We start from the raw sequence: 25,841 nt of genomic DNA, 5'->3' as shown, positions 1-25,841 counted from the left end.
GTCTCCCGCGCACCCCTGACGGATTGCGACCGAGTTTGCCGGCCCGGTGACCAGGCCCACAGCAGGCCGGCGGACGACCTGGTCAGGTGGCTGGCGGTGGAGAGGTGCTCTCAGTGCGGCCGCCGCCGGCCGGCACCCCAGCGCTGGGCCAGGGCCGCCGCACTGCCCCAGATGCCGCGCCGGAACAGCAGTACGACCAGCACGAACAGGCCGCCGGTGACCAGTCCGATCATGTCGAAGCCGGAGAAGGAGAGCCAGTCCTCCAGGCGTACCAGCACCGCCGCGCCGAGCAGGCCGCCCCAGAGCGTTCCGATGCCGCCGAGGACGACCATGATCACCGCCTTGCCGGAGGTGGTCCAGTGCAGCACGTCGAGCGAGACGAACCGGTGCCCGATCGCGAACAGCCCGCCGCCCAACCCGGCGATGAAACCGGAGAGTACGAACACGGTCAGCTTGTAGCGGTGTACGGGATAACCGAGCGCCCGGGCTCGGGCCGGGTTGTCCCGGATGCCGACCAGCACCCGACCGAACGGGGAGTTCACGATCCGCCAGGCGGCGAAGAGTCCGGCCAGCACGATCGGCAACGCGGCGTAGTAGAAGTAGTACTCGTCGCTCAGATCCAGTCCGGCCAGCTCGCGCGGCACGCCCTGGAGGCCGTTCTCACCCCGGGTCACGCCCCGCCACTCGTTCGCGACGAAGTAGATCATCTGGGCGAAGGCCAGGGTGACCATGGCGAAGTAGATGCCGGTCCGGCGTACCGCGAGGTAGCCGATCGGTGCGGCCAGCGCCGCCGCGGCGAGGGCCCCGCCGAGGACGGCGAGCGGGAACGGCAGCCCGGCGTGGATCGCGACGAGCCCGGTGACGTACGCGGAGGTGCCCCAGAAGGCGGCGTGCCCGAACGAGAGCAGTCCGGTGTACCCGAGCAGCAGGTCGACCGAGACCGCGAACAGGGCCCAGCAGGCGATGTCGACGGCGACGGCCGGATAGAGCCCGTTCGGCAGCCAGAGCGCGACGGCCAGCCCGACCACCAGCAGCGCGTACCGGACCCAGGCCGGCGCCCCGGCGACGGCACCGAGCACGGACGGCGGCCGGCTCCGGGCCGGCGTCTCCGGCGTCTGCGGTACGACACCGCCCGGCGTGTCCGGCGTTTCCGGTGCGACGTCCACCGAGGACTTGTCACTTCGCTCGGTCATGCCGACGACTCCTCACGGCCGAACAGTCCCGCCGGGCGCAGCAGCAGCACGGCGGCCATCACGATGAAGACCAGGGTCTGCGCCACGATCGGCGGCGCGTACGCCTCGCCCCAGGCCTGGATCAGCCCGATCCCGAAGCCGGCGGCCACCGATCCGAAGATCGAACCGAGCCCGCCGATCACCACGACCGCGAAGACCACGATGATCAGATCCGCGCCCATCAGCGGATTGACCGCCCGCATCGGCGCGGCCAGTACGCCGGCCAGCCCGGCCAGCCCGACTCCGAACCCGAACACCGGAGTCACCCAGCGCCCCACGTCGATCCCGAAGGCACGGGTCAGCTCGGGCCGTTCGGTGGCGGCCCGGACCACGACCCCGATCCGGGTGTGCGTCAACAGCCACCAGACACCGGCGCAGACCGCCACCGCGAACAGCAGGATGAAGACCCGGTAGGTGGGAAAGTCGAAGAGTCCCAGGTCGACCGAGCCGCCCAGTTCGGCAGGCGTGGCGTACGGGCTGGACTGGATGCCGTACCGCGACTTGACCACGTCCTGGAGGATCAGCGTCAGCCCGAAGGTGAGCAGGAAGTTGTAGAGCGGATCCAGCCGGGTCAGCCGGTGCACGAAGGCCCGTTCCAGGAGCATCCCGAACAGGCCCAGTCCGGTCGGGACCAGCACCAGCGCCCACCAGAACGGCACCCCCACCTCGGCGAGCAGGATGTACGCCCCGAACGCGCCGAGCATGTAGAAGGCGCCGTGGGCGAAGTTGACCACCCGCAGCATCCCGAAGATGACCGCGAGCCCGAGGGCGAGCAGGGCGTAGAACGCCCCGCTCACCAGCCCGTTGAAGGTGTTCTGCAGGAAACCGGTCATCAGCGGCTCACATCTTGCAGTCGGGCGACGGCGCCTTGAATGCCTCGGCGGCCGGGATGGTCTTGAGGATCTTCACGTAGTCCCACGGCTCGGTGACCTCGACAGCCGGCTTGACCTGTGCCAGGTACGCGTCGTGCACCACCCGGTGGTCCTCGGCCCGGATCTTCCCGTTGCGCAGGAAGAGGTCCTCGACCTCCTTGCCCTCCAGCGCGCCGACCACGGTGTCCGCGTCGTCGGACCCGCTCGCCTGCACCGCCTCCAGGTACTGGGTCGCCGCCGAGTAGTTGGCCGCGTGCGCGAACGTCGGCCGGGTGCCGGTCTCGGCCTGGAACCGGTCGGCGAACTTCCGGTTCTGCACGTCGTAGTTCCAGTACCAGGCGTCGGTGTAGACCGTGCCGGACAGCGCGGCCGGGGTCAGCGAGTGGATGTCGGTCAGGAACATCAGCCCGACGGCGAGCCCGATCCCCTTGTCCCGCAACTTGAACTCGTTGTACTGCTTGACCAGGTTGACCAGTTCGGCGCCGGCCTGCATGGTGCCGAGGACGTCGGGCCGGGGGTTGAGGGTGGGCGCCTTCAGCAGGTACGTCGAGTAGTCACCGCTGGTGTTCGGGAACGGTGCCGCGTCCCGGGCGACGACCCGGCCACCGGCCGCCTCGACGGCGGTCGAGAAGCTCTTCTCCATGTCCTGCCCGAACTGGTAGTTCGGATAGACCATGTACCAGTTCCGGGCCCCCTGCTCGGTGCTGTTCCGCCCGGTGCCGTTGGCCAGCATGTACGTGTCGTACGCGTAGTGGAAGGTGTACTTGTTGCACTTCACCCCGCTCAGCGTGGTGGTGGCGGCGGTGATGTTGAAGTACGGCTTCCGTTTCTCCTTCGCCACGTCCGCCACCTTCTCCGCCGCCGACGAGGTCGGCACGTCGAAGATCGCGTCCACCGCCTTGCGGTCGTACATCTCGGCGGCGCGGGTGTTGGCGACGTCGGGCTTGTTCTGGTGGTCGGCGGTGACCACCGTGATGTCGCCGGTCACCGCCTTGTCGCCGTGCTTGGCCTTGAAGTCGGCGACGGCCATCTCGACGGCCTTGACCGAGTTCTTTCCGGACAGTTCGGAGTAGGCACCGGACTGGTCGTTCAGCACCCCGAGCACGATCTTGCCGTCGGTGAGCTTCTCCCCCTCGCTGGACCGGGGTCCTCCGCCACCGCATCCGGCGATCAGCAGCACGGCGGCGGACGCCGCCGCGACACCCATGGTTGTACGCATAGCCGAATCCCTTCACCCGCGCGGCCGGGGAGGGCCGCGCGGTGCTCGTCATGAATCCAGTCGTCGGAGCGAAACCCCACGGACACTCAAATGCCGAGGTACGTCAGCAGTTCCCGCTCCCGGGAGCGCACCTCGGAGTTCTCCATCGCCTCCGCGATCCCGCCCTGCGCGAGCAGGTAGTGCCGGTCGGCGACCTCGGTGGCGAACCGCAGGTTCTGTTCGACCAGCAACACGGTCACGCCGTGCCGCTTGGCCTGCCGCAGGATGTCGCCGACCTGCTGGACCAGCAGCGGCGACAGCCCCTCGGTCGGTTCGTCGCAGAGCAGCAGCCGGGCGCCCATCCGAAGCACCCGGGCCAGCGCGAGCATCTGCTGCTCGCCGCCGGAGAGGGTGCTGGCCGGCACCGCCCGGCGCTCGTGCAGCACCGGGAACGCCTCGAAGATCCGCTCCAGCGGCCAGGAGAGGCCGACACCGTCACCCGACCGCGGGCTCAGCACCGGCGGCAGAGTCAACTGCTCCGCGACCGACAAGCTCGCGTAACTGCCACGGTCGTCCGGCACCCAGCCGAGGCCGAGCCGGGCCCGCCGGTGCACCGGCAGCCGGCCGATGTCCCGGCCGTCCAGCTCGACCGTGCCCCGCTGCCCGGCGTGCAGTCCCATCACGCAGCGCAGCAGAGTGGACTTGCCGGCTCCGTTGCGGCCGACCAGGGTCACCACCTCGCCCGCGTCGACCCGCAGGCTGACGTCGCGCAGCACCCGCGCCTCGCCGTACCAGGCGGAGAGGTTCTCAACCCGCAGCATCGTCCACCCCCGCAGTGGCGACACCGAGATAGGCGGTGATCACCCGTTCGTCGACCCGTACCTCCTGGTACGACCCCTCGACCAGCACCTGTCCGGCCCGCAGCACCGTCACCCGGTCGGCGAGCCGGCCCACCACGCTCATGTTGTGCTCGACCAGCACCACCGTGCGGCCCTCCCGGACCCGGCCGATCAGGTCCACGGTCCGGTCCACGTCCTCCAGCCCCATTCCGGCGGTCGGCTCGTCGAGCAGCAGCACCTTCGGCTCCAACGCCAACGCGATGGCCAGTTCCAGGGCGCGCTTGCGGCCGTACGCCAGGGCGTCGGCGGCGGTGTCGGCGTGCTCGCCGAGCCCGACCAGGTCGAGCAGTTCGTCGGTCCGGGCCCGGTACCGGCGCAGCAGGTTGGCCGAACGCCAGAACCGCCAGCCGAGGCCGCTGCCGCTCTGCAACGCGAGTTCGAGATGTTCCCGGGCGGAGAGTCGGGGAAAGAGGCTGGTGATCTGGAACGACCGGGCCACACCCAGCCGGGCCATCCGCTCCGGTGGTAGCCCGGTGACGTCCCGACCGTCCAGTTCGATCCGCCCTGCACCGGGCCGGAGGAAGCCGGTGAGCAGGTTGAACAGCGTCGTCTTGCCGGCGCCGTTCGGCCCGACCAGGGCGTGCACGCTGCCCGGTGCCACGTCCAGGTCGACCCCGTCGACCGCCCGGAAGCCCCGGAAGTCGCGGGTCAGCCCACGAACCGACAGGAGTGCTTGCCCGGTCATCGCCCTCCTCTGCGAGGTGCTGACGACGCGCGCCGGGGCAGTGGGTGACCGGCATCACAAATCGTCGCGTTCCGGGAAACCTACGACTGTCGATCGGATCCGGCCATGGGCCCGGGCCACACATTGAGAGGACCGGTGGAGGCTTTCGTCCACATGCGAGCGGGAGCCGGGTGCGATCATCAACCGGTCGGCCCCGGTCGGGTTGACCTCAACCGGGCTTGAACTGCAATCGTCCCGGGATGACTTCGGTGAGCCGGCTGGTGCCGGAAACGTACCGCGCGGCGCTCGGCGTACCGGCCTTCCGGCGGCTGCTCTCCGCGCTGGTGGTCTCGCACCTCGGCGACGGGATGAGTGTGGTCGCCATCACCTGGCTGGCACTCCGGCTCGCCCCGCCCGAACGGGCCGGCCTGGTCATCGGGGCGGCGGTGGCCGCGTACACCCTGCCGGCCGCCGCCGGTGCGCTGCTGCTGGCCCGCTGGCTGAGCCGGGCCCCGGCCCGTCGGCTGGTGACCGCGAACGCCGGACTCCGGGCCGGTGCCCTCGGCGCGATCGTCGCGCTGCACCTGCTGGGCCAGCTCACCGTCGGCTGGTACGTCGCCCTGCTCGCCGGCTCGTCGCTGCTGGCGGCCTGGGGCAACGCCGGCACGTACACCCTGATCAGTCAGATCTTCCCGGCGGACCGCCGGCTGCCGGCGAACGCCCTGGTCGGCACGAGCCAGCAGGCGGCCTACGTCGTCGGGCCGGCCCTGGCCGGCCTGCTGGTCGCCGGGGTCGACCCGGCGGTCGTGCTCGGCATCGACGCGCTCAGCTACCTACTGCTGGCGGTCCAGGTGGGCCGGCTCGACCTACCGCCGGTCGCCGCCGCGACCGGGAACGGCCGAGCGACCGGTACCGGCTTCCGGATCCTCGCCCGCCGCCCCGAACTGGTCGGGCTCGTCGGGGTCACCGCCGTCTTCTACTTCCTCTACGGCCCGGTCGAGGTCGCCCTTCCGCTGTACGTCGCCGACGAGTTGACCAGCGCCGCCGGCCTGCTCGGCGCCTACTGGACGGTGTTCGGGATCGGCGCGGTCGTCGGCGGGTTGCTCGGCGGCGTCCTCACCGCCGTCCGGCAGTGGCCGGTCACCATCGCGGTGATCGCCGGCTGGGGTCTGTCGCTGCTGCCGTTCGGGCTGGGCATGCCGATGTGGTTCACCCTGGCCTGTTTCGCCGTCGGTGGACTGGTCTACGGACCGTTCCCGGCGTTCAGCCTCGCCCTGTTCCAGAACGCCGCCGACCCCGCCGACCTGCCGGCGGTACTCGCCGCCCGCAGTGCGGTGACCACCGCTGCCATGCCGCTCGGCGCCGCGCTCGGCGGCCCGCTGGTGACGGCGTTCGGCGCCGGCGGGACACTGCTCGGATCCGGGGTCGCCACGGTCGGGCTGGCCGCCCTCACCGCGGGCACGCTGCTGCTGTACGCCCGAACGAGGCGTCCGATCACCGCCAGACGACAACCCGGGACTGAACCACGATAGGTGGCATGAGTAACGTTCTTTATGGAAAAGATCTGGTTCTTGATGGAAAGGTAGCGTTCGTCACCGGTGGCGGACGGGGCATCGGCGCGGCGGTGGCCGTACGGCTGGCCGAGGACGGTGCCGACGTGGCGTTGACGTACCAGAGCGATTCCGGGACGGCGGCGGCCGTGGTCGACCGGATCAAGGCCATCGGTCGACGGGCGGTCGCCATCGCGGCGGAGAGTGCCGACGTCACGGCGGTCACCTCGGCGGTGGACCGGACGGTCGAGGAGTTCGGCCGGCTCGACATCCTGGTCAACAACGCCGCGGCGTACCTCGTCGCCCCGGCCGCGGAGATCGGGCCGGCGGCGCTCGACGAGACCATCGCGGTGAACATCCGGGCACCATTCGTCGCCGCGCAGGCCGCCGTCCGGCACATGACCGACGGTGGGCGGATCATCAACATCGGCAGCAACATGGCCGAGCGGGCTCCGTTCCCGGGGTTCGCGCTCTACTCGATGAGCAAGACGGCGTTGACCGGGCTGACCAAGGGGCTCGGCCGCGAACTCGGGCCGCGCGGGATCACCGTGAACCTGGTGAATCCCGGGCCGACCGACACCGCGCTGAACCCGGCCGACGGCCCGTTCGCCGAAACGATCCGGGGCTTCACCGCCCTCGGCCGGTTCGCCGTCCCGGCCGAGATCGCCGCCGCCGTCGCCTTCCTGGCCGGCGCCGGCGGCTCGTACGTCACCGGCGCGACCATCAACGTGGACGGCGGCTTCACCATCTGAGCCGGCACCCGTGATCCCGGAAAGTTCGGCCTGCCCACAGCAGCTGAACTCTCCGGGGTCATCCGAGTACGGTGCGCGAAGAGGTTACGGGGGTGATGGCAAAGTCAGCATCATCTGCAACTCGTCGGTCGTCGACGGCGACCAACCCGGAGTCGGGAGTTGAGCCCTGCGGAACTTCCACGTCGAAGTCCGGCAGTGGGCGCCGTCGAAATGAGAGGCCGAAAAGGTTGATGGCTATTCGCAATTCCAGTGCTGTCGACCATGCGGCCGTACGTCCGGACTGGACCTGTAGCTGTGGCGACCAGCGCTGGCCCTGTCCCGATGCCCGGATGCTGCTGTTGCGGACCACCGATCCGTGCCGGTTGTCCACTCGGGCCGGTGACTGGATGCGGGAGGCGGCCCGGGACCTGTCCGATGTCACCCCGGCGGAACTGTTCGAGCGGTTCCTGAGTTGGACCCGGGACTGCGGGTAGGTCGCGGGACGCCGGGCGGCCGGCCGGGTCGTCGTAGCCGATCGCCAGCGCGCTCCGGTACGCCGACCGTCCGCCGGGTCCGACTGGTTATTGCCGGAAGCGCGACATGATCTATGCGAGGATCGGCGACCATGAGCGCACCGGATCCGGCGTACCTGCAGCTTCTGGCCCACGAATGCGTGGAGCTGGTGTCCCGGACGTTCGGCCACCAACTGGACTGGTCGCCGAAGAGCCTGTCCACGCTCGACGAGGTCTGCGTCGAGCTGCTCGCCGACGGACCGCTCGTCGACGAGCGCCGAGAGCTGTGGGGCCGGTTGATCGGCGCCTACACCGGAGAAGTGGCCATCCGGGCCCACGGCGGCGAGTGGGTCATGCACGAGGCGTCACCTGGAACCCCGGCGATATCGGCACTCGGGGTGACCGGACTCCCGTTCGGGCTGGCCGCCCGGGTCCTGAACGGTGAACCGTACAAGAGCCTGGCGTCGTTCGTGAGCGCCCTGCCGGTCATCGCCGAACGCGCGAAACACGGCTGACCGTGCGCCGGAACGGCTGACCGTGCCGGACTGGTCGCAGTCGGGCCGGCCGGAGATTCGCCCGTACGGACAGCGCGCCGTCGAGCCGACGTTCCGATCGGCTCGACGGCGTCAGGGGCTTCAGCCGACCGCCGCCATGACCTCGTCGGAGACGTCGAAGTTGCCGAAGACGTTCTGCACGTCGTCGGAGTCCTCCAGGGCGTCGATCAGCTTGAACACCTTGCGGGCGCCCTCGGCGTCCAGCGGCACGGTCATGCTCGGGACCAACGACGACTCGGCCGACTCGTAGTCGATGCCGGCATCCTGCAGGGCGGTCCGGACCGCGATCAGGTCGCCCGGCTCGGAGATCACCTCGAACGCCTCACCCAGGTCATTGACCTCCTCGGCGCCGGCGTCGAGCACCGCGAGCAGCACGTCGTCCTCGGACAGGCCCGCCTTCGGCACGATCACGACACCCTTGCGGGAGAACATGTACGACACCGAGCCCGCGTCCGCCAGCGACCCGCCGTTGCGGGTCAGCGCGGTCCGGACCTCGGTCGCCGCGCGGTTGCGGTTGTCGGTCAGGCACTCGATCAGCAGTGCGACGCCGCCCGGGGCGTAACCCTCGTACATCACCGTCTGCCAGTCGGCACCGCCGGCTTCCAACCCGGAGCCGCGCTTCACCGCCCGGTCGATGTTGTCGTTGGGTACCGAGTTCTTCTTCGCCTTCTGAATGGCGTCGAAAAGGGTCGGATTACCGGCCGGGTCCCCGCCGCCGGTGCGCGCCGCGACCTCGACGTTCTTGATGAGCTTCGCGAACATCTTGCCGCGCTTGGCGTCGATGACCGCCTTCTTGTGCTTCGTCGTCGCCCACTTTGAGTGGCCGGACATAAGCTGACCTCCGTTGCTACCCGCCGTCTGCGTCGACTGCACCGCGCGCCATCTCCACGAAGAACCGCCGAACCCGCGACAATCCTACCGACGCCGTTCCGGCGAATTCACGCCCGGCACGGGGTCGGATCAGACGGTTCGCACAGCGCCGTCCGGATCAGCCCCGTCCGGCGGTACGTCCCGCCTCCGTCCGGGTCCCGGTCAGCCCGCCGGACCGCCCCGCGAACGGGCGCTCAGACCCGCTCCTCGGACCGCTCCTCGGACCGGTCCTCGGACTGCCGGACAAGGTCCACGAACCAGCGGTGCAGACGCCGGTCCCCGGTCAACTCCGGATGGAACGAGGTGGCGACGGCGTTGCCCTGCCGGACCGCCACGATCCGACCAGCGGCCGGCCCCTCGGTCACCCGTCCCAGCACCTCGACACCGTCGCCGACCCGCTCCACCCAGGGTGCCCGGATGAAGACGGCGGAGAAACTCGGCCCCGGTACGCCGACGATCTCGACCGGCGCCTCGAAGGAGTCGACCTGCCGTCCGAACGCGTTGCGTCGTACCGTCATCTCGATACCGCCGAAGCCCTGCTGGTCGGGGCGGCCGTCCAGCACCTCGGTCGCCAGCATGATCATCCCGGCACACGAGCCGTACACCGGCATGCCGGCGCCGATCCGCTTGCGCACCGGGTCGAGCAGCCCGAACTCGTCGGCCAGCTTGCTGATGGTGGTCGACTCGCCGCCGGGGATCACCAGGCCGTCGACCTGCTCCAGCTCCTCCGCCCGGCGGACCCGGCGGGCGGACGCGCCCGCCGAGGTCAGCGCCAGCAGATGCTCCCGGACGTCACCCTGGAGCGCCAGGACCCCGATGGTCACCTCGGGCACGGACCGAGCCGGCACGCCGCTCTCCGCTCGCGACTGCGGGACCGGCGACCCCGACGGGCCACTCGCCGCGCTCACCAAGCCGCCATCCGCTCGCGCCTGCGGGGCTCGCAAACCCGGCTCACTCCTCGCACTCACCAACCCGCCATCCGCTCGCGACTGCGGGGCTCGCAAACCCGGCTCACTCCTCGCGCTCACCAACCTGCCATCCGCTCGCGACTGCGGGGCTCGCAAACCCGGCTCACTCCTCGCGCTCACCAACCCGCCATCCGCTCGCGACTGCGGGGCTCGCAAACCCGGCTCACTCCTCGCGCTCACCAACCCGCCATCCGCTCGCGACTGCGGGGCTCGCAAACCCGGCTCACTCCTCGCGCTCACCAACCCGCTCTCCGCTCGCGACTGCGGGGCTCGCAAACCCGGCTCACTCCTCGCGCTCACCAACCCCGCTCCGCCAGGCGGTGCGGGGCCGGGATGTCGTCCACGTTGATCCCGACCATTGCCTCGCCGAGCCCGCGCGACACCTTGGCCAGCACGTCCGGGTCGTCGTAGAAGGTGGTCGCCTTGACGATCGCGGCGGCCCGCTGCGCCGGGTTGCCGGACTTGAAGATCCCGGAACCGACGAAGACACCCTCCGCGCCGAGCTGCATCATCATCGCCGCGTCGGCCGGGGTGGCGATACCGCCGGCGGTGAAGAGCACGACCGGCAGCTTCCCGGTCTCGGCCACCTCCCGGACCAGCTCGTACGGGGCCTGCAACTCCTTGGCCGCGACGTACAGCTCGTCGGTCGGCAACGAACCGAGGCGACGGATCTCGTCACGGATCTTGCGCATGTGCGTGGTCGCGTTGGAGACGTCACCGGTGCCCGCCTCGCCCTTGGAGCGGATCATCGCCGCTCCCTCGGTGAGCCGGCGCAGCGCCTCGCCCAGGTTGGTGGCTCCACAGACGAAGGGCACGGTGAACTGCCACTTGTCGATGTGGTTCGCGTAGTCCGCCGGGGTCAGCACCTCGGACTCGTCCACGTAGTCCACCCCGAGGGCCTGGAGCACCTGGGCCTCGACGAAGTGGCCGATCCGGGCCTTCGCCATCACCGGAATGGAGACCGCGTTGATGATGCTGTCGATCATGTCCGGGTCACTCATCCGGGACACCCCGCCCTGGGCGCGGATGTCGGCGGGTACCCGCTCCAGCGCCATCACCGCGACCGCGCCGGCATCCTCTGCGATCTTGGCCTGCTCGGCGGTGACCACGTCCATGATCACGCCACCCTTGAGCATTTCGGCCATGCCCCGCTTGACCCGCGCGGTGCCGACCACCGGGGCGGCACTCGAGGTCTGCTCCGGGGCCGTCGACTGGTCGGAACCGGACTTGGCGGTGGAATCAGACACGGCGTTCTCGCTCCTCGGCAGTGGTTTGGCGGATGAAATCCGCTCCCGATGTTACGCGGAGTACAACGCGCGACCGACAGCCAATCAGCCCCCGGGTGGACTGCCCTGTGTCCCGGCTCACGGCCAGGGAGCGGGCGAGCCACGCCGAGCGGCCCGGGCCGACGGCGGTGCGGCGGTTGCCCGTCCGGTTCAGCTGACGGAGAGTCCGGTCCGGGTGTCCAGCGTCGGGTCGTCGATGTCGAAGTAGCGGGGCCGCTCGTGCTTCCGCGACATCCGCATCAGCCGGACCAGGGGACGCCGACGCGCGGACAGGGCGTCACGAACCAGGTCGGTATGGACCTGGCGGGCCAGTCCGAGCCGACGGCTGGCCCCGATCACCGCCCCGGCGGCCTGGTCGTCCGGGTCCAGCGGCGTGATCCGCAGTTGCCGGGTCAGGTCGTTCTCGGCGGCCTCCCGCTCGTCGCCCTCGGCGTCCAGCGCGATCCGGGACGCGGCGTACAGCTCCACCGCGTACCGCTCCTCGGCCAGCACCGCGGCCGCGGCCGCCCGGCGGAGCAAATGCGCGTCGAGTGCCCGGGCCGCCGACGCCACCCGAGAGTGCAGGCGGTCGACCCGGGCAGCCGTCCAGGTCAGGTACGTCGTTACCAGGACGACCGCCACGACGACGCCCACCACCCACCACATGCCCGGCATCGTAGTGCGGCCCCATTCCCGTTTCCCTGGCACGTCACCCGGGCCGGCCCGGTACGGCCAGCCCAGATCGGCCCGATCATCCCATCCCGGCCCAGCCCGCTCAGGTCGACCCGATCGGCGCATTCCGGCCCCGGGGGGCTCAGGTCGGGCCGATCCACTCCTCGTCCAGTACCCGGCCGTCGGTGGCCTCGATCGCTGTTGCGTATACCTCCAGAACCCGGCGGGCAACCGTCGGCCAGTCAAAGGCCGCGACCACCTCCTGGGCACAGGCGGAGAGTTCCGCCCGGCGTACCGGATCGTCGAGCAGCCTGGCGAGCGTGCCGCGCAACGCCTGGGCGTCCCCGGTGGGGAAGATCTCCCCGGCCCGGCCGCCGTCCAGTACCCGCCGGAACGCGTCCAGGTCGCTGGCCACCACCGTCGCACCGGCGGCCATCGCCTCGGTGAGGATCATCCCGAACGACTCGCCGCCGATGTTCGGCGCGACATAGAGGTCGACGCTGCGCAGCATCCGCGCCTTGTCCTCCTCGGAGACCCGGCCGAGAAAGGTGATCCGGTCCCGCAGCTCGGGCGGAACGCCCTCGTACAGGTCGGCCTGGTCACCCGGGCCGGCGACCAGCAGCCGCAGCCCCGGACGCTCGGGAGCGAGCGCCACGAACGCGTCCCGGAGCACCCCGAAACCCTTCCGGGTCTCGGTGAACCGGCCGAGAAAGCCCAGCGTGCCGCCCTGCCCCGGGCCGCACGGACCGGGCCAGCCCGGCAACGGCTCGGCATCGGCGAACTTCGCCACCGCCACCCCGTTGGGGATCTCCACCGCGCCACCGTCGAGATGTTCCACCTGGAGCTTCCGGGCCAGCGCGCTCACCGCGATCCGGGCCGTGATCCGCTCCAGCACCAGTTGCAGCATGCCCTGGGCGACCGCCAACGCCCGGGACCGGGTCATCGCGGTGTGGAAGGTCGCCACCACCGGACCCCGGGCGGAGAGCACCGCGAGCAACGAGAGGCTGAGCACGAACGGCTCGTGTACGTGCAGCACGTCGAACTGGCCCCGGGACAGCCAACGCCGGACCCGGGCGGTGGAGACCGGCCCGAAGGTGATCCGGGCCACCGAACCGTTGTACGGGAACGGCACCGACCGGCCGGCCGGCACGACGTACGACGGCAGGGGCGAGTCCTCGTCCGCGGGTGCGAGGACGCTCACCTCGTGTCCGAGACCGATCAGCGCCTCCGCCAGGTCGACGATGTGGTTCTGCACCCCGCCCGGTACGTCGAAGGAGTACGGACACACGATGCCGATCCGCACTGGGCCCCTCCCCCTCTAGGCCGGCCCGGACATCGGGGACGGGTTGGCCACTTCTGGCTCCACGCCGTCACGCCCCGCGTCAGACCGGCCCTTCGACGCTGCCGTCGCCCCGGTCGAGCCGACGGCCGTCCCCTCGTCGATCCACACCCGTTGCAGCATGTGCCAGTCTTCCGGACGCTGGGCGATGCCCGCCGCCAGGTGGTCGGCGATCTGCTGGGTCAATGCCCGGACCCGCTCGTCGAGTGGCCCGCTGTCCGGTTCCGGTACCTCCAGCGGCCCCACCAGCCGACCACGCGGACCCTCCGGGTCGTACCAGAGCGCCGCGACGTACAGCGGCGCACCGGTACGGATCGCGAGCAGGGCTGGGCCGGCCGGCATCCGGGCCCGTCCGCCGAAGAACCGCACCTCGATCCCGCGCGCCGACAGGTCGCGGTCGGCGAGCAGTGGCACCAGGTATCCGGCGTCGAGCCGGTCGGCCAGCACCTCGAAGGGGGCCCGTGCGCCGCCGTGGGTCGGCAGGATCTCCATCCCGAGCTGGCGGCGGAAGGCGAGGAAGCGCTCGTACACCCCCTCCGGCTTGAGCCGCTCCATCACGGTGGCGATCGGCCAGCCCATCGCGGCCACCCAGGCACCGGCGGCGTCCCAGTTGCCGGAGTGCGGCAGCGCGACCACCGCACCCCGGGCCGCCGCCATGTCGGCGGCGAGCATCTCGACGCCGTCCAGCTGGAACTGGGCCCTGATCTGCTCGCGGCGCAGTGCCGGCAGCCGGAAGGCATCCAGCCAGTACCGGGCGTAGGAGCGCATGGCCCGACGTACCAGTTGGTCGAGTTCGGCCTCGGACAGCTCCGGGCCGACCACCCGGCGCAGGTTGGCGGCGAGTCGGGTGGTGCCCCGGCCGCGCTTGCGGTGGGCCTGGTCGGCGGCGGCCCGGAACATCGCGGCGGCGACCGGCTGCGGCAGGGTACGCACGATGCGCCAGCCCGCCAGGTAGGCGAACTCGACCGGGGTCACCGGCCTGGCCGCCGTCCGGTCACGCGTCCACCGGCCCGGTCGCTGCGTCCGGTCGCCCCGCCGACGCTTCCGGCCGCCCGGTCGGTGCTTCCGGCCGCCCCGTCGACCCGTCCGGCCGCCCGGTCACGCGTCGACGCCCAGCTCGGCACGCTGGGCCTGCCGGTAGACGTGCGTCATCCGCTGTCCGACGGTGAACACGGAGACGGCGGCGAGCAGCCAGAGCGCGGTGGTCAGCGCCCAGTCGAGCCCGAGCCCGGTGAGCAGCCCGCCGACCCCGACGATCAGCAGCCGCTCGGTCCGCTCGGCGATCCCGACGTTGCAGGTCATGCCCAGCCCCTCGGCCCGGGCCTTGACATAGGAGACCAGCCCGCCGGAGACCAGGCAGATCAGCGCGGCGGCCACCCCGACCCGGTCGTTCTGGGTGGCCAGCCAGTACGCGACGGCACCGAAGACGGCTCCGTCGGAGACCCGGTCCATGCTCGAATCGAGGAAGGCGCCGAACCGGCTGGACCCGCCGCGCATCCGGGCCATCGTGCCGTCGAGCAGGTCGGTGAGCGCGAAAAAGGTCACGACCAGCGCGCCGGCCACCAGGTAACCCCGGGCACCGAGCGCGATCGAGCCGACCAGCACCCCCAGGGTTCCGGTCACGGTGACGGCGTTGGGCGTCACTCCGGCCCGTAGCAGGGTCCGGGCAATCGGTTCGACAACGCGGGTCATGCCCGCACGGGCCGACACTTGGAAGATCTTCGCCATGGCCGTCCCACCATAACGGGCGCGCAACCGGGCCGGTACGTCCGGTGGCGCCTAGTTCGGGCTGCGGGCTTGTGTCACGTCTTGTACGGGTGTGAGATCGGAGCAGGGGACGTGACTTAGCTCACCTTGCCACCCGGCACGTCCCCCGGACACGGCAGGCCACCCGAGGATATCGCCGCGGAGTCGCCAGGGCAGCTCCCCCGTCGTACGCGGCGGTCGCCACCAACCACCGGCACAGGGAGGTGCGCCCAATGGCGCAGAGGAGTTCGGAGAAGGGAGTCACCGGCCCGGCGCCGGTGGTGGATGAACCCGGCAGGGTTCGCAACGTGGTGCTCGTCGGCCACTCCGGCGCGGGCAAGACGACGCTGGTCGACGCGCTGCTGGCGGCGAGCGGCACGATCTCGCGGCCCGGTTCGGTCGTCGACGGCACCACGGTCTGTGACCACGACCCGGCGGCCGTCCGGCAACAGCGGTCGATCTCGCTGGCCTGCGCGCCGCTGGTGTACCAGGGCGTGAAGGTGAACCTGCTCGACACCCCCGGCTACGCGGACTTCGTCGGCGAGTTGCGGGCCGGGCTACGGGCGGCCGACGCGGCGCTGTTCGTGGTCTCGGCGGTGGACGGGATGGACGGCGCCACCGCCGCGCTCTGGCAGGAGTGCGCCGCGGTCGGCATGCCCCGGGCCGTCGCGGTCACCCGGCTGGACCACCAGCGGGCCGACCTCGACGAGACCGTGGCGCTGTGCCAGCGGGTCTTCGGCGACAACGTACTTCCGCTGTACCTGCCGATGCTGAACGACGACGGGGTCGACGTGGTCGGACTGATGGGTCTGATCACCCGGCGGATCTTCGACTACTCCGACGGTCTGCCCGCCACCGTCCGCGAGCCCGATCCCGAGCACCTGCCGGCGATCGGCGACGCCCGGAACGAGCTGATCGAGGGCATCATCGCGGAGAGCGAGGACGAGACCCTGCTCGACCGCTATCTGGGCGGGGAGGAGATCGAGGTCGAGGTCCTGATCGACGACCTGGAGACGGCCGTCGCGCGTGGACACTTCTATCCGGTCGTACCGGTCTGCGCCGAGACCGGACTCGGCATCGACGTACTGCTGGAACTGCTGACCTCGGCGTTCCCGACCCCGCTGGAGCATGACCTGCCCACCGTCACCGGGATCGACGGCACCCCGCAGCCACCGCTGACCTGTGACCCCGACGGCCCGCTGGTCGCCGAGGTCGTGAAGACCACCATCGACCGGCACGTCGGGCGGGTGTCCCTGGTCCGGGTCTTCTCCGGCACGCTGCGGCCCGACCAGGTCGTACACGTCTCCGGGCACGGCATGGCCGAGCGTGGCCATCCGGACCACGACGCCGACGAGCGGATCGCGCACGTCTACGCCCCGCTCGGTGCCACGCTGCGCGAGGTGCCGCAATGTGTCGCCGGGGACATCTGCGCGATCACCAAATCGGGTACGGCCGAGACCGGCGACACCATCTCGGCCAAGGAGCACCCGCTACTGATCGCTCCGTGGGAGATGCCCGAGCCGCTGCTGCCGGTCGCCATCGTCGCCAAGAGCCGGGCCGACGAGGACGCGCTGGCCAAGAACCTGTCCCGGCTGGTCGCGGGTGACCCGACGATGCGGCTGGAACGCAACCCGGAGACCCACCAACTGGTGCTGTGGTGCATGGGAGAGGCACACGCCGAGGTGGTGCTGGAGCGGCTCCGGGGCGGCGGCGTCGACCTGGAGACCGAGCCGGTACGGGTGGCGCTGCGCGAGACCTTCGCGGTCGCGTCGAAGGGGCACGGCCGGCACGTGAAGCAGTCAGGCGGGCACGGCCAGTACGCGGTCTGCGACATCGAGGTGGAGCCGCTGCCCCGCAGCGGTGGGTTCGAGTTCGCCGATCGGGTGGTCGGCGGCGCGGTACCGCACAACTACATCCCCTCGGTCGAGAAGGGCGTACGCAGCCAGATGGACCGGGGCATCGTCGCCGGCTATCCGATGGTGGACGTGAAGGTGACCCTGGTCGACGGCAAGGCGCACAGTGTCGACTCCTCCGACGCCGCCTTCCAGACCGCCGGTTCGCTAGCCCTGCGGGACGCGGCCGAGAAGGGCCAGGTCACTCTGCTGGAGCCGGTCGACGAGGTGGTGGTCCGGGTGCCGGACACCTCGGTCGGCGCGGTGATGAGCGACCTGTCCGGCCGGCGTGGCCGGGTCCTCGGGACCGAGCCGGATCCGGCGGGCAGCGAACACACCCTGGTCCGGGCGGAGGTGCCGGCGACCGAACTGGTCCGGTACGCCGTCGAACTCCGCTCGATGACCTCCGGCGGGGGCACGTTCCGGCGAGCCTTCGTCCGGTACGAGCCGATGCCCGCCCAACTGGCCGAACAGTTCCGCAAGGAGCACAGCAACAGCCGCTGAGCGCGCGCGGCGCTTCGGAGGTGTTAGTAGGGGCCCCTTCCTATACAGAAAACGATAGGAAGGGGCCCTTCCTTACAGCTTGGCGAGCAGGCGGTCGACCTCGGCGGCCTGTTCCACCGGCAGCGGGCCGTACGCCAGCGCGCCGACGTTCTCCTCGACCTGGGCGACGGTACGGAATCCGGGGATCGGTATCGTCTTGCCGCTGCGGGCCCAGAGCCAGCCGAGTGCGCCCTGGGCGAGGGTACGGCCGTCCGCCGTCAGCACCTCGCGGACGGCGGCGACCCGGGCGAGGAACTCCGGGGCGGGCCGGCCGTCCCGGAACCAGTCCAGCCAGACCGGAGCGATCCCGCGTACGTCGTCGGCGGCCAGCGTCGACGATTCGGTGAACTTGCCGGAGAGCAGGCCCATGGCCAGTGGTCCCCGGTTGACGCTGGCGAGGTCGTACCGCTCGCAGACCGCCAGCACCTCCGGTGCGTCCTGGAGCACCGAGCAGGAGTGCTGGATGGCGGTGCAGTGCGTGCCGGCGGTCGCCCATGCCTCCGCCCGGTCCGGGAGGTCGGTGCTCCAGCCGTACGACCGGATCCGACCCTCGGTCACCAGCTCCTCCAGCGTGCCGAGCAGCTCCGCCGCCTGGTCGATGGCGAGGTCGCCGAGGTGCAGTTGGTACAGGTCGATCCGATCGGTGTCCAGCCGGCGCAGCGACGCCGCCACCGCCCGGCGCAGGTACTCCGGCGAGCGGTCCGGGCCGGTCGCCTGCCGGGTGGCCTCGTCGTACGTGTAGCCCCACTTGGTCGCGATCACCACCTCGTCGCGGTGTCCGGCGAGAGCCCGGGCGAGAATCCGCTCGCTGTGCCCGGTGCCGTAGACGTCGGCGGTGTCGAAGAGGGTGACCCCGAGGTCGAGGCCGCGCCGGACCGCACGGATCGACTCGTCGTCGTCCACCTGTCCCCAGCCCAGCGGTTGGTCCCCCTCGTGCCACACGCCTCCGATGGCCCAACAGCCGAGACCGAGTGCACTCACCTCGATGCCGCTGCGACCCAACACCCGTGTATTCGCATTCATGTCCATCAGCGTGTCACATCCGGCGGTACGTCGACGAAGCCAGCCGCTGGCCACCCCTGGTGCACGTGCCCGTACCCGGAAGGCCAGGGCGCCGATCGCCGCCGTAGCAGCCGGTCGGGACCGCGGTGGGGGTGGAAAACCCCCAGCCGGAGTCGGGTGGTTTCCGGCTTACGACCGCCGACGGCGCTGCCTAACGTCGACTGTGTGATCGAACTACGTGAGCTGACCAAACGCTACGGCGGCCGGGTCGCCGTCGACGGGCTGAGCGTCCGGATCCAGCCGGGGGTGGTGACCGGCTTCCTCGGCCCGAACGGATCCGGCAAGTCGACGACGATGCGGATGATCCTCGGCCTGGATGCCCCGGACCATGGCGAGGCACTGATCGGCGGCGTCCGGTACCCGGATCTGAGCTGGCCGTTGAAGGCGGTCGGCACGCTGCTTGATGCCGGGGCCTTCCATCCCGGCCGCAGCGCCCGGGCGCACCTGGCCGCACTGGCCGCGAGCAACGACATCTCCGGTTCCCGGGTCGAGCAGGTGCTGCGCACCGTCGGTCTCTCCGACGCGGCAACCCGGCGCGCCGGCACGTACTCGCTCGGCATGCGCCAGCGGCTCGGCGTCGCGGTGGCCCTGCTCGGCGACCCGGGCGTCCTCCTGCTCGACGAGCCGGTCAACGGACTGGATCCGGAGGGCATCCGCTGGATCCGGGACCTGTTGCGCGGACTCGCCGCCGAAGGCCGGACGGTGTTCGTGTCCAGCCACCTGATCGCCGAGATGGCGCTGACCGCCGACCGGCTGGTGGTCATCGGCCGCGGCCGGCTGCTGGCCGAGACGACCGTCGCCGAGCTCGCCGCCGGCGCCGACAGCCTGGAGGACGCGTTCTTCCGGCTCACCGCGCAGGCCACCGACTATCGCGGAATGGGAGCGTCATGAACGGGTACGGATTCCGGCACGCGGCCCGGATGGAACGGATCAAGCTGCGCAGCGTCCGGTCGACGTGGTGGCTGGCGATCGCGGCGGTGGTCTCGATGGCCGCGGCCGGGGCCGGGGTGGGACTCGGGTACCGATCGCACACCCCGGTCGCCACCGCCGCCCAGATCCTGAACAACAGCCTCGGCGGCGCCATCGCGGCCCAACTGCTCCTCGGAGCGCTCGGCGTCCTGATGGTGACCGGCGAGTACGGCACCGGGATGATCCGCTCGACGTTCGCCGCCGTCCCGCGGCGTCGGACCGTCCTGGTCGCGAAGGTCGCCGTCGGTGGCGGCGCGGCTCTCGCCGTCGGCCTGGTCGCAAGCTTCGCCGGCTATCTGTGCGGACAGCTCGCAATCCGGGGTACCGCCATCCCGGCCGCCTCCCTCGGGGAGCCGGCGATCCTGCGCGCGGTCGTGCTGACCGGCGTGTATCTGGGCGCCACCGCGCTGATCGGGGTCGGCATCGGGACGGTCGTGCGGCACTCGGGCGCCGCGATCGGCACGCTGTTCGGTCTGATGTTCGTCCCGATGATCGTGGCCGGCCTGTTCGGCGAGAGCGGAATCGCGGTCGGCCGCTTCGTCCCGCTGCTGATGCTGCTCAACTCGATCGCGGTGACCTCGCCGATACCCGGGCTGTTCGCCGGCTGGATCAGCGCGCTGTTGATGTGCGGGTACGCGGCGACAGCGATCCTCTGTGGCGGCGTACTGCTCCGCTACCGTGACGCGTGACCAGCGACAATGGGCCGATGACCGGGCTGCGCGCTCCGTTCACCACGCTGGCCCTGCGCCAGGCGGTGTTCTGCGTCGTCGGCGTGGTCAGCGCGGCCGCGATCCTGGCCGTACCGGCGATCGTGCCGGCCCTGGGCGTCGGAGTCCTCTGGGCGACCGGAGCCACGTCCGACCGCTCCGCACCTGTCGTCGGACCGGTGTTCCTGGTCCTGTTCCCGCTCACCATCGCGCTCCTGGTCGTGCTGGCCGCCCCGATCGGGCGCACGATGGGAGCCGGGCACCGCTTCCTCGCCGGCCGGCTGCTCGACGTGCGGGTGGACGCCCCGCCGCCCCGGCTCTCGAATCGGATCGGCGCCCTGGTCTCCGACGGACCGGGCTGGCGCGCCGTCGGATACGGCCTGCTCAAGGTGCCACTGGCCATCCCCGAGGGCTACGGCGCGTTCTGCTACCTGTTCGGCCTGGCCAACCTCAGCTACCCGGTGTGGTGGCCGCTGTTCCGCAACCACCCGCCCGGAACGACGCTCGGGCCGGTGTGGGCGCTGACGCCGTTCGGCACCATCGGTACGCGGACGTTCGCCGGTACGTTCCTCATCGCCACGGCCGGCCTCGCCATGCTGCTGGTCGCACCGTGGTTGATGCGGGCCGGTACGACACTGGACCTCGCCGCGATGCGGCGGCTGCTCGGTCCGCGCCGGCTCGCCGAGCGGGTACGCGAACTGCAGGTCACCCGGGCCCGCGCGATCGACGACGCGGCCGCGATGATGCGCAGACTGGAACGGGACCTGCACGACGGCGCGCAGATCCGGCTGGCCACGCTGGCGATGAACCTCGGCATGGCGACCGAGAAGCTCGGTGTCGACGGGCCGCCACCCGACCTCGGGCAGGCCCGCGAACTGGTCGCGCTCGCCCACCGTGGCGCGAAGGATGCCCTCGCCGACCTGCGCGACCTGGTGCGCGGGATCCACCCGCCGGTCCTCGACAACGGTCTCGGCGACGCGCTGGCGACGCTCGCGACGAGCAGCGCCATCCCGGTCCGGGTGTTCGTCGAACTGCCCGACCGCCCGGCGCCCGCGATCGAGACCATCGCCTACTTCTGCGCCTCGGAACTGCTCGCGAACGCGGCCAAACACAGCCGGGCGACCCAGATCGGCCTCGGTGTCGTCCGATCCGGCGAGCACCTGACGCTGACCGTCACCGACGACGGCATCGGCGGGGCGAACCCGGACGGTCCCGGCCTGTCCGGCCTGGACCGCCGCATCGCCGTCGTGGACGGCCGGATGCGGGTACAGAGTCCAACCGGCGGTCCGACCCGGGTCGAGATCAAGCTGCCCACACAGGTGTGAACGGAGGCGACGACATGCGGGTGGTGATCGCGGAGGATGCCGCGATGATGCGCGAAGGGCTGGTCCGGCTGCTCACCGACCGCGGTTTCGAGGTGTGCGCGGCGGTGGCCGACGCGGATGCGTTGCGGTCCGCGATTGCCGCCGCCGTACCGGATGTGGCCATCATCGACATCCGGATGCCACCGACGCACACCGACGAGGGACTGCGCGCCGCGATCGACATCCGGCGCGACCATCCCGACGTCGGTGTGCTGGTGTTCTCGCAGTACGTGGAGACCCGCTACGCGACCCGCCTGCTCGCCGACCGGCCGACCGGCGTCGGATACCTGCTCAAGGACCGCGTCGCCGACGTCGCCGACTTCGTGGACGCGCTGACCCGGGTGGCATCCGGTGGCACCGCACTGGATCCGGAGGTGGTCGGCCACCTGATGCGGGCCGGACAGGACACGGCCGGGGTGGCGTCGCTGACTCCCCGGGAGCGGGAGGTGCTTTCGCTGATGGCCGAGGGACGATCCAACGCCGGGATCGCGGCGGCTCTTGTCATCACCTCCGGAGTCGTGGAGAAGCACGTGGCGAACATCTTCGCGAAACTCGGTCTGCCCTCCTCGGACAGCGACAACCGCCGGGTCCTGGCCGTCCTCCGCCACGTCGGCGGCTGACGTTCACGCGATGCCGTCGTCCCTACCTGACGTCGTCCCTACCTGACGGTGGTGTGGTCGGCAGCCGGGGTGGAGTTGACGGCTGCTGAAAGTCGCCCACCCAGACCTGGGCAGTCGCACGTGTGTTCGAATATTCTGGTAGCGGGTATCCGACCGGCGAGGAGGTCGGGCGAATGTCACCGCTGCTGCGCGCCGCCCTGGAGTACGCCGCCGCCGGCGTACCGGTGCTGCCACTGCACACCCCGACCGGGGCCGGATGCACCTGCGGCGGGTCCGACTGCGACCGCCCCGGCAAACATCCCCGCTGGCACCGCAGCCTGCTCCGGCACGGCCTGCACGACGCCAGCACCCGACCGGAGCTGATCCGGCAGTGGTGGACCCGCTGGCCGGAGGCGAACGTCGCGGCCCGGACCGGCGTGCGCTTCGACGTCTGCGATGTCGACGTTCCCGACGGGGTGTCCGCGCTGCGTAGTCTCGTGTCCGAGCACACCATCTCCGGGCCGGTGGTCCGGACCGGCTCCGGCGGCTGGCACGTCTACCTGCGGCCGACCGGTGCGGGCAACCGGACGGCTCTGCTGCCGGGCGTGGACTGGCGCGGTGTCGACGGGTACGTCGTCGCACCACCGTCGCGGCACGCCAGCGGACGGCGCTACCGGTGGGTCCGCCCGCCCGACGTCCCGCTCGACGACTGCCCGACGGAGTTGGCCAACCTGCTCTTCCCACCTGCCCCCAGCGGCGACCGGCGGTATCCGGGCGGCCCGGCCGGCGTCGGCGAGCGGGTACACCACCCCGAGCGCTACGCCAGCGCCGCCCTGGCCGCCGAGGCCGGCATCGTCGCCAGCGCGGTCGCAGGTACCCGCAACAGCACGCTCTACCTGGCCGCCTACCGCCTGGGCCAGCTCGCCGCCGTACGCCTGCTCGACGATCACGAGATCACGGTCGTGCTCGGCGACGCGGCTCGGCACGCGGGGCTCGGTCGGCAGGAGATCTCCCGGACGATCCGCTCCGGACTCCGTACCGGCCACCGCCGCCCCCGACCCGGCCTCGCCGCGTAGCGCGTGTCCCGCGATCTGTCTGGCGTCCTGTTCCGAGAAGCCGCTGGTCAGCGCGGGGAAAGGAAGGCCGGAGCGATCGCTTGATCTTCGTCCGCCGTTCATCTGGGAGCCGGCTGCCGCTCGCCGGTCCGTGCAACCTTCCGAACCGGAAGTAGCAAGAGCAACGGAGAGACGATGCCCTCGAGAAAGACATACGCCACGCTCGCCGCCGTGGCCCTCGCCGCCGGCACCATCGCCGTCGCCACCTCCGGGGTGGCCGGCGCGGGTACGGCGACGCACGGCACGCCACGGCCGGACCGGCAGTTGGCGTTCGACCGTACCGCCACCTACCCCGTCTTCCAGAACCGTCCGGCGGGTGAGGATCCGGCCACCCCGACGGTGGCGGAGATCTCCACGGTCAGCTCCGACGGCCGGACCCTGATCTACACCGACGCGCTGGCCCGACGGATCGGTTTCCTGGACATCAGCGACGCCGACCGGCCGCGTGGACTCGGCACCCTGGCGCTCACCGAACTCGGCGACGCCGAGGACGAGCCGACCTCGGTCGCGGTGGTCGGCCAGTACGTCCTGGTCGTGGTGAACACCAGTGCCAGCTTCACGGACCCGTCCGGCCGGCTGGACGTGATCAGCCTGTCGAACCGTCGCCGGGTGACCAGCTTCGACCTCGGTGGACAGCCCGACTCGATCACCATCAGCCACGACCACCGGTACGCCGCGATCGCGATCGAGAACGAGCGCGACGAGGAGGCCACGCCGGCCGGTGGCGAGGAGGGCGACCTGCCGCAGGCACCCGCCGGCTTCGTCCAGCTCGTCGACCTGGGCGGGAACTCGCCGGACCGCTGGCGTACCCGGGCGGTGCCGCTGACCGGCCCGAACGGTGCGGCACTGCCCGCCCTGACCGCCGCCGGCATCGCCGCGCCGACCGACCCGGAGCCGGAGTACGTCTCGATCAACGGTCGTAACCAGCTCGCGGTGACCCTCCAGGAGAACAACGGTGTCGTCCTGGTGGACGTGCCGACGGGGCGGATCGACAAGGTCTTCAGCACCGGCACCGCCACGGTGCGGGGCATCGACACGGAGAACGACGGCGCCCTCGACCCGGCCGGTTCGATCACCGACACCCCACGCGAGCCCGACGCCGTCGCCTGGGTCGACGACCGCTACCTGGCCACCGCGAACGAGGGCGACTGGCGGGGCGGCACCCGGGGCTGGTCGATCTTCGACAGCCGGACCGGAAAGGTGGCCTGGGACGCCGGCAACGGCTTCGAGCAGCTCGCCGTCCGGTACGGCTTCGCCAACGACGACCGGGCGGACAACAAGGGCACCGAGCCGGAGGGTGTGGCGATCGCCGAGTTCGACGGGGTGCGGTACGCCTTCGTCGGCTCCGAGCGGAGCAACTTCGTCGCCGTCTACGACCTGAGCCGGCCCACCGCTCCGGTCTTCCGGCAGGTCCTGCCGGCCACCAACGGTCCCGAGGGGCTGTTGCCGATCCCGTCCCGTGGCCTGCTCGCGGTCTCCAGTGAGGAGGACGACGCCTCCGTCGGGGTACGCGCCTCGGTGACGCTCTACCGGCTCGGGCGGAGCACTCCGGCGTTCCCGAGCATCGTCTCCGCGCCGGAGCGCGGCGGTGCGGGGCCGATCGGCTGGGGCGCGCTCGGCGCCCTCTCCGCCGTACCGGGCAAGTCGCACCTGCTCTACAGCGTGACCGATGCGGCGTACCAGCCGAGTCGGATCCTCACCATCGATCCGACCTCGACCCCGGCCGTGGTCGACCACGCGTTGACCGTCCGGGCCGCCGACGGCACCCCGGTGGGCTACGACGCCGAGGGGATCTTCGCGCGTCCGCAGGGCGGTTTCTGGCTCGCCGTCGAGGGTGCGACCGGGGCCGGCAACCAGTTGGTCCGGCTGGACCGGGACGGGGTGACCCGACAGGTCGTACCGGTGCCGGCGGAGGTCGCCGCCGGGCTGGCCAAGCAGGGCTTCGAGGGCGTCACCGCGACCACCGATCCGCGCGGGCACGAGGTCGTCTGGGCGGCGTTGCAGCGCGAGGTGGCCGGCGACCCGACCGGAATCGTCCGGCTGGGCCGCTACGACGTCACGGCGGGCAGCTGGAGCTGGTTCGGCTACCGGCTGGGCAGCACGAGCACGCCCGGCGACTGGATCGGGCTGTCCGAGGTGACCGTGGTCGGGAACCGGCTCGCGGTGATCGAGCGGGACAAGCTGAACGGTCCGGCCGCCACGGTCAAGCGGATCTACACCGTGGAGCTACCCCGCGCCGCCGCCACGCCGGGGCCGCTGCGGGTCCTGCCCAAGACCCTGGCGTACGACGTGCTGCCCGACCTGCGGGCGACGCACGGCTGGACCCAGGAGAAGCTGGAGGGCTTGACGGTCGCCGGTGACGGCCAGGTCTACGCCGTCACCGACAACGACGCGGTGCAGGACGCCACCGGTGAGACGGTGTTCCTGCGCCTCGGCTCCGACAAGCGGGTCTTCAAGGGGCGCTGACGCCGTCCCGGTACCGACCGATGGTGGCCGCCGGATCCGCTCGGGTCCGGCG

At 71.3% G+C, this 25,841-nt stretch carries 24 protein-coding genes; 11 read left to right on the top strand and 13 right to left on the bottom strand.

Annotated features, from left to right (window positions below):
• Positions 1–110 precede the first annotated feature (110 nt).
• The 5 genes from H4W31_RS22450 to H4W31_RS22430 form a co-directional block, all read right to left on the bottom strand.
• A complete protein-coding gene (locus H4W31_RS22450) occupies positions 111–1,193 on the bottom strand; it encodes a branched-chain amino acid ABC transporter permease (RefSeq protein ID WP_192768450.1) in 1,083 nt (360 codons plus the stop codon).
• Complete coding sequence (locus H4W31_RS22445) at positions 1,190–2,065, bottom strand: branched-chain amino acid ABC transporter permease (RefSeq protein WP_192768449.1); 876 nt, start codon at positions 2,063–2,065, stop codon at positions 1,190–1,192. The genes H4W31_RS22450 and H4W31_RS22445 overlap by 4 nt, the downstream gene beginning before the upstream one ends.
• A gap of 7 nt (positions 2,066–2,072) precedes the next feature.
• On the bottom strand, positions 2,073–3,323 hold the full coding sequence (locus tag H4W31_RS22440) for an ABC transporter substrate-binding protein (RefSeq protein WP_404825612.1): 1,251 nt from the start codon (positions 3,321–3,323) through the stop codon (positions 2,073–2,075).
• Positions 3,324–3,409: 86 nt separating this feature from the next.
• A complete protein-coding gene (locus H4W31_RS22435; RefSeq protein WP_192768448.1) occupies positions 3,410–4,123 on the bottom strand; it encodes an ABC transporter ATP-binding protein in 714 nt (237 codons plus the stop codon).
• Positions 4,110–4,886, bottom strand: a complete 777-nt coding sequence (locus H4W31_RS22430) for an ABC transporter ATP-binding protein (protein WP_192768447.1) — start codon at positions 4,884–4,886, stop codon at positions 4,110–4,112. The genes H4W31_RS22435 and H4W31_RS22430 overlap by 14 nt, the downstream gene beginning before the upstream one ends.
• Positions 4,887–5,125: 239 nt before the next feature.
• On the opposite strand from H4W31_RS22430, the gene H4W31_RS22425 reads away from it, so the two are divergent.
• From H4W31_RS22425 to H4W31_RS22410, 4 genes are all read left to right on the top strand, one after another.
• The gene (locus H4W31_RS22425) at positions 5,126–6,397 is read left to right on the top strand and encodes an MFS transporter (protein WP_192768446.1); all 1,272 of its coding nucleotides are present in this window, start codon (positions 5,126–5,128) and stop codon (positions 6,395–6,397) included.
• Between the two features lie 5 nt (positions 6,398–6,402).
• Positions 6,403–7,167, top strand: coding sequence for an SDR family NAD(P)-dependent oxidoreductase (locus tag H4W31_RS22420; protein ID WP_192768445.1), 765 nt, complete (start codon positions 6,403–6,405; stop codon positions 7,165–7,167).
• A gap of 230 nt (positions 7,168–7,397) precedes the next feature.
• A complete protein-coding gene (locus H4W31_RS22415; protein WP_192768444.1) occupies positions 7,398–7,640 on the top strand; it encodes a hypothetical protein in 243 nt (80 codons plus the stop codon).
• A 131-nt stretch (positions 7,641–7,771) separates the two neighbouring features.
• Entirely contained in the window at positions 7,772–8,173 is a 402-nt protein-coding gene (locus H4W31_RS22410; protein WP_192768443.1) for a hypothetical protein, read from the top strand.
• Positions 8,174–8,293: 120 nt separating this feature from the next.
• Here the strand turns inward: H4W31_RS22410 and H4W31_RS22405 are convergent, their stop codons facing one another.
• The 7 genes from H4W31_RS22405 to pgsA form a co-directional block, all read right to left on the bottom strand.
• Entirely contained in the window at positions 8,294–9,043 is a 750-nt protein-coding gene (locus H4W31_RS22405; RefSeq protein WP_192768442.1) for a YebC/PmpR family DNA-binding transcriptional regulator, read from the bottom strand.
• A 233-nt stretch (positions 9,044–9,276) separates the two neighbouring features.
• The gene (pdxT, locus tag H4W31_RS22400) at positions 9,277–9,915 is read right to left on the bottom strand and encodes a pyridoxal 5'-phosphate synthase glutaminase subunit PdxT (protein WP_192772311.1); all 639 of its coding nucleotides are present in this window, start codon (positions 9,913–9,915) and stop codon (positions 9,277–9,279) included.
• Positions 9,916–10,346: 431 nt separating this feature from the next.
• Positions 10,347–11,225 carry a pyridoxal 5'-phosphate synthase lyase subunit PdxS gene (gene pdxS, locus H4W31_RS22395; RefSeq protein ID WP_192772310.1) on the bottom strand — a complete coding sequence of 293 codons (879 nt, stop codon included), beginning with the start codon at positions 11,223–11,225 and terminating at the stop codon, positions 10,347–10,349.
• Positions 11,226–11,486: 261 nt separating this feature from the next.
• The gene (locus tag H4W31_RS22390; protein ID WP_192768441.1) at positions 11,487–11,990 is read right to left on the bottom strand and encodes a hypothetical protein; all 504 of its coding nucleotides are present in this window, start codon (positions 11,988–11,990) and stop codon (positions 11,487–11,489) included.
• Positions 11,991–12,129: 139 nt separating this feature from the next.
• Positions 12,130–13,290, bottom strand: coding sequence for a glycosyltransferase family 4 protein (locus H4W31_RS22385; RefSeq protein ID WP_192768440.1), 1,161 nt, complete (start codon positions 13,288–13,290; stop codon positions 12,130–12,132).
• A 15-nt stretch (positions 13,291–13,305) separates the two neighbouring features.
• Positions 13,306–14,301 (bottom strand): phosphatidylinositol mannoside acyltransferase, encoded by a 996-nt coding sequence (locus tag H4W31_RS22380; protein ID WP_192768439.1) that lies wholly within the window; start codon positions 14,299–14,301, stop codon positions 13,306–13,308.
• A gap of 123 nt (positions 14,302–14,424) precedes the next feature.
• Positions 14,425–15,054: a phosphatidylinositol phosphate synthase gene (gene pgsA / locus H4W31_RS22375; RefSeq protein ID WP_192768438.1), complete on the bottom strand. Its 630-nt coding sequence runs from the start codon at positions 15,052–15,054 to the stop codon at positions 14,425–14,427.
• A gap of 251 nt (positions 15,055–15,305) precedes the next feature.
• Between pgsA and H4W31_RS22370 the strand changes: the two genes are divergently transcribed.
• Positions 15,306–17,468 carry an elongation factor G-like protein EF-G2 gene (locus tag H4W31_RS22370; RefSeq protein ID WP_192768437.1) on the top strand — a complete coding sequence of 721 codons (2,163 nt, stop codon included), beginning with the start codon at positions 15,306–15,308 and terminating at the stop codon, positions 17,466–17,468.
• Positions 17,469–17,540: 72 nt separating this feature from the next.
• On the opposite strand, the gene H4W31_RS22365 is transcribed toward H4W31_RS22370, so the two are convergent.
• Complete coding sequence (locus tag H4W31_RS22365; protein ID WP_192768436.1) at positions 17,541–18,530, bottom strand: aldo/keto reductase; 990 nt, start codon at positions 18,528–18,530, stop codon at positions 17,541–17,543.
• Between the two features lie 204 nt (positions 18,531–18,734).
• On the opposite strand from H4W31_RS22365, the gene H4W31_RS22360 reads away from it, so the two are divergent.
• The 6 genes from H4W31_RS22360 to H4W31_RS22335 all read left to right on the top strand — a co-directional run bounded on the left by H4W31_RS22360 (position 18,735) and on the right by H4W31_RS22335 (position 25,789).
• Complete coding sequence (locus tag H4W31_RS22360) at positions 18,735–19,460, top strand: ABC transporter ATP-binding protein (protein ID WP_192768435.1); 726 nt, start codon at positions 18,735–18,737, stop codon at positions 19,458–19,460.
• On the top strand, positions 19,457–20,227 hold the full coding sequence (locus tag H4W31_RS22355; protein WP_192768434.1) for an ABC-2 transporter permease: 771 nt from the start codon (positions 19,457–19,459) through the stop codon (positions 20,225–20,227). The genes H4W31_RS22360 and H4W31_RS22355 overlap by 4 nt, the downstream gene beginning before the upstream one ends.
• Positions 20,224–21,570, top strand: coding sequence for a sensor histidine kinase (locus tag H4W31_RS22350; RefSeq protein WP_318783346.1), 1,347 nt, complete (start codon positions 20,224–20,226; stop codon positions 21,568–21,570). The genes H4W31_RS22355 and H4W31_RS22350 overlap by 4 nt, the downstream gene beginning before the upstream one ends.
• A 14-nt stretch (positions 21,571–21,584) precedes the next feature.
• On the top strand, positions 21,585–22,229 hold the full coding sequence (locus H4W31_RS22345) for a response regulator transcription factor (protein WP_192768433.1): 645 nt from the start codon (positions 21,585–21,587) through the stop codon (positions 22,227–22,229).
• Between the two features lie 173 nt (positions 22,230–22,402).
• On the top strand, positions 22,403–23,284 hold the full coding sequence (locus tag H4W31_RS22340) for a bifunctional DNA primase/polymerase (RefSeq protein WP_192768432.1): 882 nt from the start codon (positions 22,403–22,405) through the stop codon (positions 23,282–23,284).
• A gap of 174 nt (positions 23,285–23,458) precedes the next feature.
• Positions 23,459–25,789 (top strand): esterase-like activity of phytase family protein, encoded by a 2,331-nt coding sequence (locus H4W31_RS22335; RefSeq protein ID WP_192768431.1) that lies wholly within the window; start codon positions 23,459–23,461, stop codon positions 25,787–25,789.
• Positions 25,790–25,841 lie beyond the last annotated feature (52 nt).

Origin of the sequence: Plantactinospora soyae (assembly GCF_014874095.1) — a bacterium.
In the GTDB taxonomy this organism is placed as follows: domain Bacteria; phylum Actinomycetota; class Actinomycetes; order Mycobacteriales; family Micromonosporaceae; genus Plantactinospora; species Plantactinospora soyae.
Note: the sequence above shows the minus strand (reverse complement) of the source record. Positions and strands in the feature narration are given on the sequence as shown.

Bases quoted from the DNA above. Each gene is read 5' to 3' on its own strand.
- H4W31_RS22340 (WP_192768432.1), top strand. From the start codon at position 22,403: ATGTCACCGCTGCTGCGCGCCGCCCTGGAGTACGCCGCCGCCGGCGTA.
- H4W31_RS22410 (WP_192768443.1), top strand. From the start codon at position 7,772: ATGAGCGCACCGGATCCGGCGTACCTGCAGCTTCTGGCCCACGAATGC.
- H4W31_RS22445 (WP_192768449.1), bottom strand. From the start codon at position 2,065: ATGACCGGTTTCCTGCAGAACACCTTCAACGGGCTGGTGAGCGGGGCG.
- H4W31_RS22390 (WP_192768441.1), bottom strand. From the start codon at position 11,990: ATGCCGGGCATGTGGTGGGTGGTGGGCGTCGTCGTGGCGGTCGTCCTG.
- H4W31_RS22335 (WP_192768431.1), top strand. From the start codon at position 23,459: ATGCCCTCGAGAAAGACATACGCCACGCTCGCCGCCGTGGCCCTCGCC.
- H4W31_RS22405 (WP_192768442.1), bottom strand. From the start codon at position 9,043: ATGTCCGGCCACTCAAAGTGGGCGACGACGAAGCACAAGAAGGCGGTC.
- H4W31_RS22355 (WP_192768434.1), top strand. From the start codon at position 19,457: ATGAACGGGTACGGATTCCGGCACGCGGCCCGGATGGAACGGATCAAG.
- H4W31_RS22450 (WP_192768450.1), bottom strand. From the start codon at position 1,193: ATGACCGAGCGAAGTGACAAGTCCTCGGTGGACGTCGCACCGGAAACG.
- H4W31_RS22370 (WP_192768437.1), top strand. From the start codon at position 15,306: ATGGCGCAGAGGAGTTCGGAGAAGGGAGTCACCGGCCCGGCGCCGGTG.
- H4W31_RS22420 (WP_192768445.1), top strand. From the start codon at position 6,403: ATGAGTAACGTTCTTTATGGAAAAGATCTGGTTCTTGATGGAAAGGTA.
- pgsA (WP_192768438.1), bottom strand. From the start codon at position 15,054: ATGGCGAAGATCTTCCAAGTGTCGGCCCGTGCGGGCATGACCCGCGTT.
- H4W31_RS22365 (WP_192768436.1), bottom strand. From the start codon at position 18,530: ATGAATGCGAATACACGGGTGTTGGGTCGCAGCGGCATCGAGGTGAGT.
- H4W31_RS22415 (WP_192768444.1), top strand. From the start codon at position 7,398: ATGGCTATTCGCAATTCCAGTGCTGTCGACCATGCGGCCGTACGTCCG.
- H4W31_RS22435 (WP_192768448.1), bottom strand. From the start codon at position 4,123: ATGCTGCGGGTTGAGAACCTCTCCGCCTGGTACGGCGAGGCGCGGGTG.
- H4W31_RS22425 (WP_192768446.1), top strand. From the start codon at position 5,126: ATGACTTCGGTGAGCCGGCTGGTGCCGGAAACGTACCGCGCGGCGCTC.
- H4W31_RS22430 (WP_192768447.1), bottom strand. From the start codon at position 4,886: ATGACCGGGCAAGCACTCCTGTCGGTTCGTGGGCTGACCCGCGACTTC.
- H4W31_RS22345 (WP_192768433.1), top strand. From the start codon at position 21,585: ATGCGGGTGGTGATCGCGGAGGATGCCGCGATGATGCGCGAAGGGCTG.
- H4W31_RS22440 (WP_404825612.1), bottom strand. From the start codon at position 3,323: ATGCGTACAACCATGGGTGTCGCGGCGGCGTCCGCCGCCGTGCTGCTG.